We start from the raw sequence: 15832 nt of genomic DNA on the forward strand, positions 1-15832 counted from the left end.
ATATGATTCTCCCATCGTTAATATAAAAAAGAGCCTGCACTATGCAGGCTCTCTCTTCCAATTATCAATCATTCAATACCTTATACTTTTCTTTCAGCTCTTCTGGTGCCATTTTAATCATTTGCTGCAGGAGAAAGGTGGTTAGGACGATGTCGTCGGTAAATCCAAGGATCGACAGGAAGTCGGGAATGATGTCGAATGGCAGAAGAATATAGGCAATGATTGCCGCGATTGGCAGCAGTTTCTTTGCCATGGAGACATTCCGTGATAAAAAGTAATCCTTTAAAAAAGGGATAAACCGCCAAAATTTAAAGATGAATTTAACGCGTTTCATCAGTTTCATTCTTATCCCCCTTTAGTAGGTGATAGATAGTATTTATCCGGACTGGCCGCTTGTAAACCTTTAGATCAATCCTTTTTAATGGTGATATTATCCGTATCGGCACTTTTGACACCTTCATGGAAGATTAGTCTTGTCCGAAATTTGTATTGCGGATTCAGCGATGTTTCAGGAAGTTCTTCCGGCAGCTGGTAGCTGAAGGTAATTGATTCTGTTTGTTTTGGTTTGATCACCTTTGACGTCAGAATCGTTGAACTGCCAATGACTTCATCAATTTCGCGCTTTTCACAATGCATAATCAGGTCGCATTCAATGCGTTTGAGCGGCTGGGAAATAAAGCCGCCTGCAATGTTAAATTGTCCCTCAATGTTTTCACCAACGGTAAATTCGTATTTAGGAAGTACTAAGTCGATTTTGGCCGATCCGATCCCAAGCATGCACATATATTTTTGTAGCATCAGTGTGTACTCTCTCTCCTGGTCTATTATTTTGTATTTGTGTAGCGTTCATCAATTTTCTTTTCGATCTTCTCAAGCTCAACTTGATTTTTCAGAAGTTCTTCTTTGTTTTTCTTTGTTAATTCCTCAAGTGAAAATCTAATTTTTCTTTTCATCATTACTCCACCTCATTTTAAAGTTCTACTTAGTTGTTGTCCACTATTCATTAGCAAATTTTGTTGTCTATTTTGTGTAGAGAAAAACAAGCAAAAGACCTTTGCCAATGCCGGCAAAGGTCATAAATAAAGACCTCTACCGTCTGGTAAAGGTCTGGCTAACAATTTTTTAGAAATTGCCAACAGAACCGAGAGCAACTGCTCTGAAATGACGACTCTGCTGTAAAAGCTACTCCCCTTTAGGAGAACAACTATTTAATTTTATACTCTTATTCTATGAGGAACACGCAAAATTGTCAAATATTTAGCGGTATGAAAAAGGGATTCGGGAACAATTTAAAGATAAAAGACGGTGGAAGTGATCCAAAGTGAAGATACAGCTGCAGTTATTTTTAGCATTTTTAAAAGTGGGGCTATTAGGTTATGGCGGTGGGCCGTCCTCGATACCGCTTGTGCATGTGGAGACAGTTGAACGGTATAAGTGGATGGACCGGGATGAGTTTGCAGATATTTTAGCTTTAGGAAATGCGCTTCCGGGACCAATTGCTACGAAAATGGCTGGGTATATCGGTTATCGAATGGGCGGATGGCTTGGAATGTTGAATGCAGTTGCGGCCACAATTGTCCCGACGATACTGCTGATGATTTTTGTGTTAACGGCTCTCAATGCATTCAAAGATAACCCGATGGTCGCAGGGATGGCACAGGCAGTAGTCCCGATTGTCGCGGTGATGCTCGGAAGCCTGACATGGGATTTTATTAGAAGTGCAGGAACATCTGCATTAGGCTGGAGGGGGACGAGTATGCTCCTTGCTGCCAGTCTGGTCTGCATACAATGGCTGCATATTCATCCAGCCATTCTGATAGGAGTTCTTATCGTAACTGCATTTATTAAAAAATAATGGATGGCAGGTGAAGAATATTGAGCTTATACATACAGCTTTTTCTCGCTTTTTTTATCCCCGGGATTTTAGGCTATGGCGGCGGACCTGCTTCCATTCCTTTGATTGAGAAGGAAGTGGTCGACCGCTATGAGTGGCTGACTGTCAGTGAGTTCAGCGAAATGCTGGCGCTTGGCAATACATTGCCTGGACCAATTGCTACGAAAATGGCCGGCTATATTGGCTATGAGCAGGCTGGTGTTTTGGGAGCGGTGATCACTATCTTCGCAACGGTCGCCCCCTCGCTTGTGCTTATGCTTGCGCTGCTGGGATTATTGATGAAACATAAAGAATCTCCGAAAGTAAGGCGGCTGACGATCTATATTCGGCCTGTGATTGCCATCCTTTTAGGTGTGATGACATTTGAATTTTTCATTTCCGCCTGGGAGGGAGCAGGTCTTTGGCAAACGATTGTGATTGGAGGTGCAGCCTTTCTTTTATTAGAAGTAATGAAAGTGCATCCAGCCTATGTCATTGGCATGGGCCTTGTTTATGGATTGTTCTTTTTAGCGTCATAACGTAAGAGGAGCCGATCTCTTTATCCCTTATATACTTGACCGCTGCTGCTGTCTTTATCAGGTTCTTTGAGACTCGTATCATCCTTTTCCTCATCTTCTTCAGTGTGTTTTCTTATATTAATATGACGAAAGACTCGGATGATAGGACGGACGATCATAGCCAAACTTCCGATGAGGTAAGCGGAGTTAGGATAAACTGAAGGTACATTTAGCAAATTTAGAATACTGCCTAGGATAAAAAAACAGCCGATCACGGCATCCGCAATCCATTGAATAATATAGGTATATTGAGCAAACTGAATCTTAAATCTTCCCTGATCGATTTCTATATCAATTCCGCCTTCATACTCTTTCCGTTTAACATTTTTAAGCATGTATTCACCTGAATTCCATTAGAATGTTTTTCTGCTATTCCTAATCCTTCATTTACCCTCTCTTTATCACCTCCACATTGTTTAAAACGCATTCTGCTAGAAAAGAGACTATTTATTCATACAATGTCCAAGATGTAACCGTGAACATTTCTCCAGCCTACTTACATAAGTTGTCACTCCCTAGTGTAAGTGGTAATATTAATAGGGAAACAATTCGTATTTAAAGTGTAATGACCATTGACGGATGTATGATCTTCACCAGTCATGGATTGTACTGCCATATACCTACAGATTTCTTAGCTTATACGCTCTATCCTTGTATTCTTAAACTTTCATTTAAGAACAGGATCATTGTATTCGCTCATTTCTGACAGCAGACAAGCTGTGGAGGTATATTTCGATCTTACTTTTCAATTAAAGGAGCGTTTTTAATGCTTGGAATTTTAAATAAAGTGTTTGATCAAAACAAACGTGAACTAAAGCGTTTAGAAAAAACGGCTGATCAGGTGGATGCCCTGGCAGCAAGTATGGAAAAGCTTTCTGATGAGGAATTTAAGACAAAAACAGAAGAATTTAAAGGGCGGTATCAAAAAGGCGAAACCCTTGATGATTTATTAATAGAAGCGTTTGCTGTTGTCCGTGAGGCGGCAAAACGTGTGCTTGGCTTATATCCATATAAGGTCCAGCTTATGGGGGGAGCTTCCCTGCATGATGGAAATATATCAGAGATGAAAACAGGGGAAGGTAAAACACTTACTTCCACATTGCCTGTTTACTTAAATGCGCTTGCAGGTAAAGGCGTGCATGTAGTAACCGTCAACGAATATTTGGCAAGCCGTGATGCGACCGAAATGGGACAGCTTTATGAATTCCTTGGACTAACGGTCGGATTAAACTTAAACGGCATTACGAAAGAAGAAAAGCAAGCTGCGTATTCAGCAGATATTACGTATAGCACAAACAATGAACTTGGCTTTGATTATTTGCGTGACAACATGGTTTTGTATAAAGAGCAGAAAGTACAGCGTCCGCTTTTTTATGCGGTCATTGATGAAGTGGATTCCATCTTAATTGACGAAGCGCGTACACCGTTAATTATTTCTGGATCTGCACAAAAATCGACTCAGCTCTATATCCAGGCAAATGCGTTTGTCAGCAGATTAAAGGCAGAGGAAGATTACACGTATGATGAAAAAACAAAAGGTGTGCAGCTGACAGAAGAAGGGATGACAAAGGCGGAGAAAGCTTTTGGCATTGAGAACTTGTTCGATATCACGCATGTTTCTTTGAACCATCATATTACACAGGCGTTAAAGGCTCATTCGAGCATGCATGTTGATGTTGACTATGTTGTTCAGGAAGGCGAAATCGTTATTGTTGACCAATTCACTGGCCGTCTCATGAAAGGACGCCGCTACAGTGATGGGCTTCATCAGGCGATCGAAGCGAAGGAAGGATTGGAAATTCAGAATGAGAGCATGACACTTGCGACCATCACTTTCCAAAACTACTTCCGTATGTATGAAAAGCTTTCCGGAATGACAGGTACAGCGAAAACAGAGGAAGAAGAGTTCCGCAATATTTACAATATGAATGTAGTGGTCATTCCAACAAATCGTCCGATTGCCCGTGACGACCGTGCCGATTTAATTTATGCTTCCATGGAAGGCAAGTATCGCGCGGTTGGTGAAGAGATTGCTGAACGCCATAAAAATGGACAGCCTGTGCTTGTTGGTACGGTTGCGATTGAAACGTCTGAAATTATTTCAAAATATTTATCGAAAAAGGGCGTTCCGCATAATGTCCTCAATGCGAAAAACCATGGAAGAGAAGCAGAAATTATCGCAGATGCCGGAAAGCAAGGTGCGGTCACGATTGCGACGAACATGGCAGGACGTGGTACCGATATCAAGCTTGGTGAAGGTGTAAAAGAGCTTGGCGGGCTTGCCGTTCTTGGAACAGAGCGCCACGAAAGCAGACGGATTGACAATCAGCTCCGCGGACGTTCAGGACGTCAGGGAGACCCAGGGATTACACAATTCTACTTATCAATGGAAGATGAGCTAATGCGCCGCTTTGGTTCTGACAACATGAAATCCATGATGGCCCGTCTTGGCATGGATGACACACAGCCAATTCAGAGCAAAATGGTATCAAGAGCAGTAGAATCAGCGCAAAAACGAGTAGAAGGTAATAACTTTGATGCTCGTAAACAGCTTCTTTCTTACGATGATGTGCTTCGCCAGCAGCGCGAAATCCTCTATACACAAAGAAACGAAGTACTTTATTCTGAAAGCTTAAGAGAAATTATTGAGAGAATGCTGACAACATCCATTCAGCGCAATGTCGAAGCCTTTACACCTCTTCATGAGGAGCAGGAAAAATGGAATCTGCAAGGCTTAGTTGATTATGTAAACGGAAATCTTCTCAATGAAGGAGATCTAACGGTTACTGATCTGCAGGGCAAGGACGGCGAAGAGATTGTCAAACTTCTCTTAGATAAAGTAAAAGTGAAATATGACGAAAAAGAAGTTCATCTTGCCGATCAAATGCGTGAATTCGAAAAGGTTATCGTTCTCAGAACAGTTGATACAAAATGGATGGACCATATCGATGCAATGGATCAGCTCCGCCAGGGAATTCACTTGCGCGCTTATGGGCAAATCGATCCGCTTCGTGAGTATCAGCAAGAAGGGTTTGCGATGTTTGAACATATGATTATGTCGATTGAAGATGAGGTTTCAAGATTAGTCATGAAAGCAGAAATCCGCAATAACCTGGAGCGTCAGGAAGTAGCGAAAGGCCAAGCAGTCAATCCGAAAGAGGATGGCGAAAAGCTTAAGAAAAAGCCAGTTGTGAAGCAAATGGATGTCGGCCGTAATGACCCATGTATTTGCGGAAGCGGCAAAAAATATAAAAACTGCTGCGGTGCAGCAAAATAAAGAATTTAGAAGCCGGCATAGTCTTTGCCGGCTTATCGTTTGAAGATCCATGTGTACCATTTTGTTTCTGGTGGGATATAATGTATGATGGAAAAAAATAATGAGGTGACATAAATGGAATTAGCAGATATTCGGAATGAACTTGAAAAAACAGCTAGAATTTTAGCGGACTTTAGGGGGTCTCTTTGACTTAGAAAACAAAGAGGCTCGTATTGCTGAACTGGATGATGTGATGCTTCAGCCTAATTTCTGGGATGACCAGCAGCAGGCGCAAATAGTCATCAGTGAATCCAATGCGTTAAAAGATGCAGTCAATGAATTCAACGATTTAAATGAAACATATGAAAATCTTGAATTGACATATGAACTTGTTCGAGAAGAAAGCGATGAAGAGCTTCAGGAAGAGCTTGAAACTGAAATGAAGGACTTAATGAAGCGATTAAGCGATTTTGAATTGCAGCTGCTTTTAAGCGAAGAATATGATAAAAACAATGCGATCCTTGAGCTGCATCCAGGGGCTGGCGGAACAGAATCTCAAGACTGGGGTTCCATGCTGCTGCGTATGTATACACGCTGGGCGGAGAAAAAAGGATTCAAGGTTGAAACACTCGACTACCTGCCAGGAGATGAAGCGGGCATTAAAAGCGTGACACTTGCGATCAAAGGCCATAATGCATACGGCTATTTAAAAGCAGAAAAAGGCGTACACCGTCTTGTCCGTATTTCGCCATTCGATTCATCTGGACGCCGGCACACATCTTTCGTCTCCTGCGAAGTCATGCCGGAATTTAACGATGAAATTGAAATAGATATCCGTACAGAAGATTTAAAAGTTGATACGTACCGTGCGAGTGGTGCCGGCGGACAGCACATCAATACAACTGACTCAGCTGTTCGAATTACCCATACTCCAACGGGCGTAGTGGTTACATGCCAAACGGAACGCTCGCAAATCAAAAACCGTGAACGTGCGATGAAAATGCTTCAAGCGAAACTATATCAGCGTAAAATTGAAGAGCAGGAGCAAGAGCTTGCCGAAATCCGGGGCGAGCAAAAAGAAATTGGCTGGGGAAGCCAGATTCGCTCATACGTCTTCCACCCATATTCTATGGTGAAGGACCACCGTACGAGCACAGAATCAGGAAATGTCCAAGGCGTTATGGACGGAGACCTCGACAGCTTTATCAATGCTTACTTACGCTCGCGTTTGAGCTAAGCAATAAGAAAAACGACCTTTGCGGACGAAACAGCAAAGGTCGTTTTTTTGAAGAGTTATGAAAAATGAAGACTATAAATGTGACGTTTATGGAAGTGCAGACTTGGGTGTTGGAGAACAGCTTACAGGAAATGAAGAGATTTCTCGGAATAAGCGGAAATCCTCCCATTATTTCATGAAGAAGATACATTCTCCCTGGACTATACCTATCCATAAGCGGAGAAATTCCGGTTAAGGTGTAAAAAAGAGCTAAAACAGCAAAAATAAGCGGAGAAATTCCGGTTAACAGCTATATTTGGAACGAAATATAATAATTTTGTTCAAATAGTCGGAAACCCTCCCCTTATTTTGCAGGAAATGAAGAGATTTCTCGGAATAAGCGGAAATCCTCCCTTTATTTTCTCCAAGACAATACATTCTCCCAGACTATACCTATTCATAGGTGAAATACCTCTGCTAATAAATTCCTCTAAAAGGAATTTTCATCACTGCCCCCGCTCATATTTTGCCAAAGAAAACAAAAGCTATGAAAAGACAGACAAGCATCGAGCGTACTGAGTTCATTCACCTCTTTACCACAGTAGTCCGCTGGCATTCACAAAGAAGGAAGTGGCATGCTAAAATGAGCCCTGGTGCAGGTTTCCTGTATTGGAAGCTAAATCAACTAGTGTACATAAAAGAGGTTAGAGGGAGACGAAAATGGGAAGAAAAAATAGAGCAGTTTTGACAGGGAAAAAAACACCGTTAGCTTGGGTGTTGGAATATGCTTTTGTATTACTGGGATCAGCAATTGTAGCGATCTCATTTAATGTATTTTTACTGCCGAACCGGGTCGCTTCTGGCGGAGTCAGCGGGATCAGTACCATTCTTGATGCACTTGTTGGCTGGGAACCCGCCTATGTGCAATGGGCTTTTAATATTCCGCTGTTTATTGCTGGAGTCATTTTGCTCGGCAGACAGTTTGGGGCGAAAACACTGGCGGGGACGATCTTCTTGCCGTTTGTTGTGTTTTTGACAAACGATTGGGATGCTTGGACAAGTGATCCTTTGCTTGCATCTTTATTTGGCGGAATTGGCGTGGGGCTTGGATTAGGCATTGTATTTAGAGGAAAAGCATCAACGGGAGGAACCGATCTTGCCGCGCAAATTATTAATAAGTATACAGGCCTGTCATTAGGAACTTGTGTAGCACTTATCGACGGACTTATTGTTTTATCAGCTGCCATCGTCTTTAATATTGAACAAGGATTATATGCATTGATTGGCTTGTATGTCACTAGTAAAACAATTGATTTAGTGCAGGTTGGTTTTGGAAGATCCAAAATGGCTCTTATCATCACAGAAAAACAAGATGATGTTCGTGAAGGGATACTGAATAAAATAGACCGTGGTGTGACAAAACTATCTGCATACGGAGGTTATACCGATCATGAGCGTCCTGTGCTTTTATGTGTAGTTGATCCAACCGAGTTCACAAAATTGAAACAACTGGTGAAAACAATTGATCCATCTGCATTTATCATTGTTACCGATGCTTCAGAGGTGCTTGGTGAGGGTTTCAAAAGGGACTAGTATTGGTATAATATAACTGTATTATGGATTTTTTCCTGAGGGGGAGTTTAAAGTGAAAAAGAAGCTGCTTGCATTATTATTAGGATCTGCACTTGTACTTGCTGCTTGCGGCGGCGGTGACGATGCTGCTGAAGACACAAGTAGTAATGACGCTGCTGGTGGAGAAACTACTACTGCAGATGCCGGCAATGCAGAAAAGCTATACAATCAAAAATGTTCTCAATGCCATGCACAGGATCTATCTGGAGGAGCGGGCCCGGGCTTGCAGACAATTGGATCCACATTATCCAAAGATGAAATTGAAAACATCATTCTTAACGGCCAAGGCGCTATGCCTAAAGGTCAGCTGACTGGTGAAGATGCATCCGTAGTCGCAGAATGGCTTTCTGCTAAAAAGTAATAGAAGAAAAACGTCCTGTTGGGCGTTTTTTTATTGGTTTTCCACATTTAAAGTATTATGAAAATGCATATTACTTAGTTATCGATCATTTCCTAATGTTTTTCGGTTAATTTCCAGTGATATTAGATAAATTAATCATTATTTCTGGTCACTTCATTGAAGTATTCGTTCAATTCAACGAAATATCCGATCATTTACAAAGTCTTAACAAATATATTTCGTTTTCTATTTATGCCTTAACGGATTTTACGTACGGATTAGAATTCCTCTTTATAAAGCAAACCTTCAACCCTGTACATTTCTATAGCATACTACCCAGTCAATGTTCCAATTTTTAACACCATTCAGCAAAAAAATAAAAATAAATAGGGTAATATAGAAGGAAAATTCCGTCGATTTATTGAATATTTTATAAAATATTTAGGAAAAAAGTAGGAATACAGGAGATAAATGAAAAGAAAATGTAATATTTTTTTCCGTTCTTTTGACAAAGTATGATGGTATAATGAAGTCTGTGAGAAAGAGAACAAAGAATTTGTTCCTTTTCCTCTGATTATGTCGATAAATGTCGTATTTTGGTGAAGTTTCTGCATAAATAAAACTAAGACATATTTTTAGGTGATATAGATGATAGAAATGCAAGACGTATATAAAAGATACCCTAATGGTGTCACAGCTGCTAATGGAATAGATGTTCATATAAAGCAAGGTGAATTTGTCTATGTAGTTGGACCAAGTGGAGCCGGGAAATCAACTTTTATTAAAATGATGTACAGAGAAGAAAAGCCGACAAGCGGTAAAATTCTCATTAATGGTGTAAACCTAACAGAGCTGAAAAATAATAAGGTTCCGAACTTGCGAAGAGATATCGGAGTCGTTTTCCAAGATTTTAAGCTTCTGCCAACGCTAACTGTATATGAAAATGTTGCCTTTGCGCTTGAGGTAATTGAAGAGCATCCGAAAAATATTAAAAAACGAGTGATGGATACATTGGAACTCGTTAATTTAAAACATAAAGTAAGAATGCTGCCAACTGAGCTATCTGGCGGTGAACAGCAGCGTGTTTCAATTGCCCGTTCAATTGTAAACGCCCCTAAACTAGTAATTGCCGATGAGCCGACTGGTAACCTTGACCCTGAAACTTCTTGGGAGATTATGAACATTTTTGATGAAATTAACACGAGGGGAACGACGGTCCTCATGGCTACTCATAATAAAGACATAGTTAACACGATTAAACATCGTGTTATCGCAATTGAGGGCGGAAAAATTGTCCGGGATGAGCAAAGAGGTGATTACGGCTATGAAGTCTAGAACATTGCGCCGTCATTTCCGTGAAAGCTTCAAAAGTCTTGCCCGCAACGGCTGGATGACTTTTGCATCAGCAAGTGCGGTAACGGTCACTTTAATATTAGTAGGCGTATTTTTCGTCATTATGATGAACCTTAATAATGTGGCAACTTCAATTGAGGAAGATGTTGAAATCCGTGTTCATATTGATGTTGCAGCTACAGAAGAAGATCAGCAGATTTTAAGGGAACAAATTGAGCAAATATCTGAAGTGGGTTCTGTTACTTTTATTCCAAAAGAAGAAGAGCTAAATAACATGATTACTAGTCTTGGAGAAGATGGGGAAGCTTTTAAACTCTTTGAGCAAGACAATCCATTGAATGATATCTTTGTCGTAAAGACGAAAAATCCGACAGATACAATGACAGTAGCTGAAGAACTTGAAGCATTGGCATATGCATCTAAAGTTAAATATGGACAAGGAGAAGTTGAAAAACTATTCTCCTTCATTAATGTCAGCCGAAATGTAGGCCTAGTGCTGATCATCGGGCTATTATTTACAGCGATGTTTTTAATCTCTAATACAATCAAAATCACGATTGTATCCAGACGTCGTGAAATTGAAATTATGAAGCTAGTAGGTGCAACAAACTCATTTATTCGCTGGCCGTTTTTCCTTGAAGGATTATGGCTTGGAATACTAGGAGCGATTCTTCCGATTGCATTAATTGCAACATCCTATTCCTATGCATATGACTATATTGCACCACGGTTGGACGGGCACTTTATCCAGCTCTTAGAGTTTAGCCCATTCGTATTCCAGGTTTCCGCTTTGCTCATTTTAATGGGTGCTTTAATTGGAATCTGGGGAAGTTTAATGTCTGTCCGTAAATTCTTAAAAGTTTAATAGAGAAGGAGAGCTGCGGTTTTTGATATGAAAATCGCACTCTTCCGTTTTATACATAGAACATTCCATTTCTATGAACAGTTTTCTGGTTTTTAACATTGAATGCAGCCACGGACATCTGTAACCAAAATCATCAGTATTGGTATGAGGGGAGAAAAGAAAAGTGAAGAAAAAACGTCTACTAGTTCTATCCATGGCTACAATGCTAGGTGCTGGCGGTTTGGCAATAGGCACTCCAGCCAATCAGGCTTTTGCGGAAAATAAAATAAATAATTTGCAAAAAGAGCAGGAAAAGCTTCAGCAGGAACGCTCTGGTGTTGATTCACAAATTAATAGTGCAGGCACGGAAATTGAACAATTGCAAAATGAGCAAGAGAATGTTAAGGCAGAGATTAAAAGATTAGATCTTGCCATCAGTGATGCTCAAACAAAAATTACAGAAAAAAATGAGCAGATCTCTAAGACAAAAGATGAAATCGCCAAGCTTCAGGAAGAAATTGGAATCCTGAAAGAGCGCATTGAAAAAAGAAATGAACTTCTAAAGGATCGCGCACGCTCATTTCAGGAAACGGGCGGTGCTGTAAGTTATATAGATGTTCTTATGGGAGCACAAAGCTTCAGTGACTTTATTGATCGAGTTGGTGCTGTTGCAACCATCATGGAAGCCGATCAAAGCATTTTAAAAGAGCATCAGGCGGATAAAGATCTTCTTGAAGAAAAGCAAACGACTGTAGAAAAGGAACTTGCTTCCCTTGAAACAATGCTGGCAGATCTTCAGCAGCTAGAAAAAGAATTGAACAGTCAAAAAGGTGAAAAGGACAAGCTAATGGCTTCCCTGCAAGAAAAAGAAGAACAAAAGCATGCTGAAATCACTGACCTTGAAGAACAGAAAGAAATCTTAGCTGCTCAAACGGCGGCTGTCGAAAAAGCAATCAAGCTAGAGAAGCAGCGTCAAGAAGAAGCTGCAAGAAAAGCAGCAGAGGCAGCAGCAGCAGCTCAGCAGGCGGCTGCTAAAAAGAATAGCAGCAGTTCTTCTAGTAGTGGTTCAACGCCACCTGCATCAGGCGGCGGACAGCAGGTTTCAGCACCACCGGTAGCAAGCGGAGCCTTTACACGTCCATCTGCTGGCCGTTTGTCTTCTGGATTCGGCCCTCGCTGGGGTACATTCCACTACGGCATTGACCTTGCTGCACAAGGAAGTGTTCCTGTTGTAGCAGCTGCAGATGGTGTGGTCATTCGTTCCTATTATTCTTCCAGCTACGGAAATGCTATTTTTGTTGCGCACTCCATAGATGGGGTTGTTTATACAACGGTTTATGCTCATTTAAGCAGCAGATCAGTTGGTTCTGGTGCTGTCGTTTCCAAAGGGCAACAGCTCGGATACATGGGGAATACAGGTCAATCTTATGGCCAGCATTTGCATTTTGAACTTCACCGTGGACAATGGAATGCATCAAAATCAAACGCTATTAATCCAGTCGGAATTGTACCATTGTAAAAATATACGTTTAACGGAAGAGGCGATGCTTCTTCCGTTTTTTATTTGGATTAAATAAAAGTTACAAACTCCCCAGCATAGGACTTGGATCTGCTTCGTATCTCTACATTTCTTTTACCCTGTATTCTCCTGCAATAATCATAACTCGTCCATCTAGTTCATATATTGGTCTGTAGAAAATGCTGCAGAATGACTCGTGCTTTGAGTGACAGCTATTGACAAAAGAGAGGGCGATTACATGAGAAAAAGATGGGTTGCAGCAGTTGTAGCCAGTTCGATGCTTGCAGGTGCTGGTGGGACATATGTGGGGATTTCATATTATGCTGGAGAAGAAATCAATGCTGAAAAATCTAAAATTCATTCCGAAGCAAATGATAATAGCGCAGTAACGTTTGATATTGAAAAAATGGAATCAGCTTATCAGTTAATTTTAAATAGCTATGTAGAAGAGGTGGAAAGCGAAGAGCTCGCAGAGGGAGCGATTCAGGGAATGCTCGCTACCTTAGACGATCCGTATTCTGTTTATATGGATGAAGAAAGTGCACGGCAGTTTAATGAAACATTAGAATCCTCTTTTGAGGGGATTGGGGCAGAGGTCAGCAAGGTAGACGGAAAGATCGTCATTGTTTCTCCTTTTAAAGACTCGCCTGCAGAAAAAGCTGGATTAAAACCGGATGATGAAATCTTAAAAGTAGATGGCGATAGTGTTGAAGGCTTAGATCTGAATGAAGCAACCTTAAAAATCCGAGGAGAAAAGGGTACAAAGGTGAAGCTGGAAATTGCCCGCACAGGTTTGAATAAACCGTTGCAGATTGAAGTGAAAAGAGACGAGATTCCGCAGATTACGGTTTACTCAGAAGTGAAAAGAGAGAATGGAAAAAATATAGGATATATGGAGATTACCTCTTTTTCAGAGGATACAGCAAGTGAGTTTTCCGATCAGCTGAAAAAGCTGGAAAATGAGGGTGTAGACGGCCTATTAATTGATGTGCGAGGGAATCCAGGCGGCTTTTTAACGTCAGTGGAAGAAATACTGGGCGAGCTTGTCACAAAGGAAAAACCATTTGTTCAAATTGAACAGCGCAACGGTGAACGTTCCACCTACTTCTCAGAGAGAGAAGAGGAAAAAGACTATCCGATTGCTGTGTTAATTGATAAAGGCAGTGCTTCAGCTTCTGAAATCTTGGCTGGTGCTTTAAAAGAAGCGGGCGGTTACACACTCATTGGAGAAAAAACATTTGGAAAGGGAACGGTGCAGCAGCCAATGGCAATGGGAGACGGCAGCAACATTAAGCTAACCCTCTTTAAGTGGCTCACTCCTGACGGAAATTGGATTCATAAAAAAGGGATTGAACCGACTCTTGAGGTCACTCAGCCGGATTTATACCGGACACATCCGCTTCAATTGGAAGAAACCTTAAAAAAGGATATGAATCGAGAGGAAGTACAGTATGCCCAGGAAATTTTATCTGCATTAGGCTTTGAACCTGGCAGAGCGGACGGTTATTTCAGTGAAGAGACAGAGGTTGCTGTCCAGGCATTTCAGCGAATGCATGATCTTGAAACGAGTGGAGAGATCGATGGGAAAACAGCTCAAGCTCTGCAGCAGGCTGTATTAGAAGAACTGAAAAAAGAGAATAATGATTTGCAGCTGCAGGCTGGGCTGAAATATTTAGCACAATAACTAGAATGACAGGCAACGCCATTTTTCGACATGGAGATGGCGTTGTTGTCATATTTTTATTTATGAACGATAGAATTATCAATAGGTTTTGCCGCAGCAATTTGGTAGAATATAATACATATAGAAACAGATGAAATTTTGACATGTAAAGAATATTAGAATTCTATTCTAGAAATATAGAGGTTGGTGGAACAATGGCTGAATTATGGCTGATTGAAATAGCAAAAGGAGCGGCCAGGCTGCTATTGAATCCGGTATTTTATTTGCTCTTTTTTTATGCCGCATGGCTTGGTGTCTCTCGTGTAAAAAAAGAAAGAAGAGATTTTTCGGTGCGTGCCGAAAATGCCTATTTTGAACTGAGACAGCTATTGCCTCTTGGATTGCTGTTAGGTCTTATTTTTTCCCTCGTTATGGTAGGAGCTGGGTTAGCTGTCCCTCTTGAAACGATCGTATTCGCGGCTGCCTTAACTGTGCTGATTGCACTGACAGGGAAGGTGAGGTGGTTATCTCCCGTTTATACGCTAGGCTTTGCCTTTTTTCTGACAACCATTGCGGTTCAGCAAAATTGGCCGCTTCCTTCCTGGCTACAGTCTGTCATTGAAGGAGATGCAATAATATTTCCTGCAGTTGCTGTTCTGGCTGGTCTGCTGTTAATAGGAGAAGGCATTTTAATTGCGAGAAATGGCAGCAAAGGGACATCCCCACGGTTAATGAAAAGCAAACGCGGGCAAGTTGTCGGAGCTCATGAAGTAAAGAGAGTTTGGATGGTGCCGGTATTTCTTTTAATTCCAGGGGATGCCCTTCAGACTTGGATTGAATGGTGGCCGGTCTTTTCTATTGGAGAAAATGTTTATTCTCTAATTCTAGTGCCTTTTGCGGTTGGCTTTTTCCAGCGTATTCAAAGCTCGCTGCCAAAACTAGCAGTGAAAAATGTCGGAAGACGGATCATGGCTCTTGGTGTATTGGTGCTGTTAACATCGATTGCGGCGTATTGGTATCCTGTTGCCGCTGTTGCCGCTATTACAGGAGCGATCCTTGGCCGGGAAATCCTAGCGCTTCGTAACCGCGTGCACGAGGATAATGCTACCTTCTACTTTTCAAAACAAAACCATGCGCTCATGATTTTAGGGATCATCCCCAATACTCCAGCAAGCAAAATGGCTCTGCAGGTTGGCGAAATGATCACAAAGGTGAATGGCGTAAAGGTCTCAAATGAAAACGGCTTTTACGAAGCACTGCAAAAAAATCGTGCCCACTGTAAGCTCGAAGTTCTAGACGTCAATGGCGAAGTGCGCTTCGTCCAGCGTGCTCTTTATGAAGGTGACCACCATGAACTTGGCATTCTTTTTGTGCAGAATGAGAAGAAGTGGGGAAATGAAGCGGTTTGATTGAGTGATTTTTTAATTAATCATCTGAAAAAGTTCTTAATCTTTCAGAATTACCAACATAATAAAAAAATTTTCGAGAGACTGGAACGTAAGTATTTAACACAACCACAGAACCGAATGGTTAGGAAGTTTATCTTTCTAATCATCCG

Annotated in this window: 15 protein-coding genes; 11 read left to right on the forward strand and 4 right to left on the reverse strand. The window is 41.3% G+C overall.

Features of this window, described 5'->3' with window-relative positions:
• Positions 1 to 64 precede the first annotated feature (64 nt).
• The 3 genes from B7E07_RS03070 to B7E07_RS03080 all read right to left on the reverse strand — a co-directional run bounded on the left by B7E07_RS03070 (position 65) and on the right by B7E07_RS03080 (position 956).
• Positions 65 to 343, reverse strand: coding sequence for a YkvA family protein (locus B7E07_RS03070; protein ID WP_080844015.1), 279 nt, complete (start codon positions 341 to 343; stop codon positions 65 to 67).
• A gap of 65 nt (positions 344 to 408) precedes the next feature.
• Positions 409 to 798 carry a sporulation protein gene (locus tag B7E07_RS03075; RefSeq protein WP_257391387.1) on the reverse strand — a complete coding sequence of 130 codons (390 nt, stop codon included), beginning with the start codon at positions 796 to 798 and terminating at the stop codon, positions 409 to 411.
• A gap of 26 nt (positions 799 to 824) precedes the next feature.
• Positions 825 to 956 carry an FbpB family small basic protein gene (locus B7E07_RS03080; protein ID WP_306807538.1) on the reverse strand — a complete coding sequence of 44 codons (132 nt, stop codon included), beginning with the start codon at positions 954 to 956 and terminating at the stop codon, positions 825 to 827.
• A 365-nt stretch (positions 957 to 1321) separates the two neighbouring features.
• Between B7E07_RS03080 and B7E07_RS03085 the strand changes: the two genes are divergently transcribed.
• Together B7E07_RS03085 and B7E07_RS03090 are read left to right on the forward strand one after the other, a co-directional pair.
• Positions 1322 to 1855: a chromate transporter gene (locus B7E07_RS03085; protein ID WP_176215102.1), complete on the forward strand. Its 534-nt coding sequence runs from the start codon at positions 1322 to 1324 to the stop codon at positions 1853 to 1855.
• 20 nt (positions 1856 to 1875) lie between these two features.
• Positions 1876 to 2412, forward strand: coding sequence for a chromate transporter (locus tag B7E07_RS03090; protein ID WP_080844018.1), 537 nt, complete (start codon positions 1876 to 1878; stop codon positions 2410 to 2412).
• 20 nt (positions 2413 to 2432) lie between these two features.
• On the opposite strand, the gene B7E07_RS03095 is transcribed toward B7E07_RS03090, so the two are convergent.
• Positions 2433 to 2786, reverse strand: coding sequence for a YrhK family protein (locus B7E07_RS03095; RefSeq protein ID WP_080844019.1), 354 nt, complete (start codon positions 2784 to 2786; stop codon positions 2433 to 2435).
• A gap of 431 nt (positions 2787 to 3217) precedes the next feature.
• On the opposite strand from B7E07_RS03095, the gene secA reads away from it, so the two are divergent.
• The 9 genes from secA to B7E07_RS03140 all read left to right on the forward strand — a co-directional run bounded on the left by secA (position 3218) and on the right by B7E07_RS03140 (position 15683).
• The gene (gene secA / locus B7E07_RS03100) at positions 3218 to 5728 is read left to right on the forward strand and encodes a preprotein translocase subunit SecA (RefSeq protein ID WP_080844020.1); all 2511 of its coding nucleotides are present in this window, start codon (positions 3218 to 3220) and stop codon (positions 5726 to 5728) included.
• Between the two features lie 114 nt (positions 5729 to 5842).
• A protein-coding gene (gene prfB / locus B7E07_RS03105; protein WP_139785558.1) for a peptide chain release factor 2 occupies positions 5843 to 6944 on the forward strand; the annotation gives its coding sequence in 2 pieces (ribosomal slippage) (positions 5843 to 5914 and positions 5916 to 6944; 1101 coding nt in all).
• Positions 6945 to 7643: 699 nt separating this feature from the next.
• Positions 7644 to 8516, forward strand: a complete 873-nt coding sequence (locus B7E07_RS03110; RefSeq protein ID WP_080844022.1) for a YitT family protein — start codon at positions 7644 to 7646, stop codon at positions 8514 to 8516.
• A gap of 52 nt (positions 8517 to 8568) precedes the next feature.
• On the forward strand, positions 8569 to 8916 hold the full coding sequence (gene cccB, locus B7E07_RS03115; protein ID WP_080844023.1) for a cytochrome c551: 348 nt from the start codon (positions 8569 to 8571) through the stop codon (positions 8914 to 8916).
• Between the two features lie 627 nt (positions 8917 to 9543).
• Complete coding sequence (gene ftsE / locus B7E07_RS03120) at positions 9544 to 10230, forward strand: cell division ATP-binding protein FtsE (RefSeq protein WP_080844024.1); 687 nt, start codon at positions 9544 to 9546, stop codon at positions 10228 to 10230.
• The gene (gene ftsX / locus B7E07_RS03125) at positions 10220 to 11113 is read left to right on the forward strand and encodes a permease-like cell division protein FtsX (protein ID WP_080844025.1); all 894 of its coding nucleotides are present in this window, start codon (positions 10220 to 10222) and stop codon (positions 11111 to 11113) included. Before ftsE ends, ftsX begins: the two co-directional genes overlap by 11 nt.
• Before the next feature lie 163 nt (positions 11114 to 11276).
• On the forward strand, positions 11277 to 12611 hold the full coding sequence (locus B7E07_RS03130) for a murein hydrolase activator EnvC family protein (RefSeq protein WP_257391388.1): 1335 nt from the start codon (positions 11277 to 11279) through the stop codon (positions 12609 to 12611).
• Between the two features lie 238 nt (positions 12612 to 12849).
• Positions 12850 to 14295: a S41 family peptidase gene (locus B7E07_RS03135; RefSeq protein ID WP_080844026.1), complete on the forward strand. Its 1446-nt coding sequence runs from the start codon at positions 12850 to 12852 to the stop codon at positions 14293 to 14295.
• A gap of 194 nt (positions 14296 to 14489) precedes the next feature.
• A complete protein-coding gene (locus tag B7E07_RS03140; RefSeq protein WP_080844027.1) occupies positions 14490 to 15683 on the forward strand; it encodes a PDZ domain-containing protein in 1194 nt (397 codons plus the stop codon).
• The last annotated feature ends 149 nt before the right edge of the window (positions 15684 to 15832 follow it).

The sequence above is a fragment of the Cytobacillus gottheilii genome (assembly GCF_900166665.1).
Classification (GTDB): Bacteria; Bacillota; Bacilli; order Bacillales; family Cytobacillaceae; genus Cytobacillus; species Cytobacillus gottheilii_A.

Coding starts and splice junctions, on each gene's coding strand:
- B7E07_RS03135 (WP_080844026.1), top strand. CDS start 12,850: ATGAGAAAAAGATGGGTTGCAGCAGTTGTAGCCAGTTCGATGCTTGCA.
- B7E07_RS03080 (WP_306807538.1), bottom strand. CDS start 956: ATGATGAAAAGAAAAATTAGATTTTCACTTGAGGAATTAACAAAGAAA.
- B7E07_RS03070 (WP_080844015.1), bottom strand. CDS start 343: ATGAAACTGATGAAACGCGTTAAATTCATCTTTAAATTTTGGCGGTTT.
- B7E07_RS03110 (WP_080844022.1), top strand. CDS start 7,644: ATGGGAAGAAAAAATAGAGCAGTTTTGACAGGGAAAAAAACACCGTTA.
- B7E07_RS03095 (WP_080844019.1), bottom strand. CDS start 2,786: ATGCTTAAAAATGTTAAACGGAAAGAGTATGAAGGCGGAATTGATATA.
- ftsE (WP_080844024.1), top strand. CDS start 9,544: ATGATAGAAATGCAAGACGTATATAAAAGATACCCTAATGGTGTCACA.
- B7E07_RS03140 (WP_080844027.1), top strand. CDS start 14,490: ATGGCTGAATTATGGCTGATTGAAATAGCAAAAGGAGCGGCCAGGCTG.
- secA (WP_080844020.1), top strand. CDS start 3,218: ATGCTTGGAATTTTAAATAAAGTGTTTGATCAAAACAAACGTGAACTA.
- B7E07_RS03075 (WP_257391387.1), bottom strand. CDS start 798: ATGCTACAAAAATATATGTGCATGCTTGGGATCGGATCGGCCAAAATC.
- ftsX (WP_080844025.1), top strand. CDS start 10,220: ATGAAGTCTAGAACATTGCGCCGTCATTTCCGTGAAAGCTTCAAAAGT.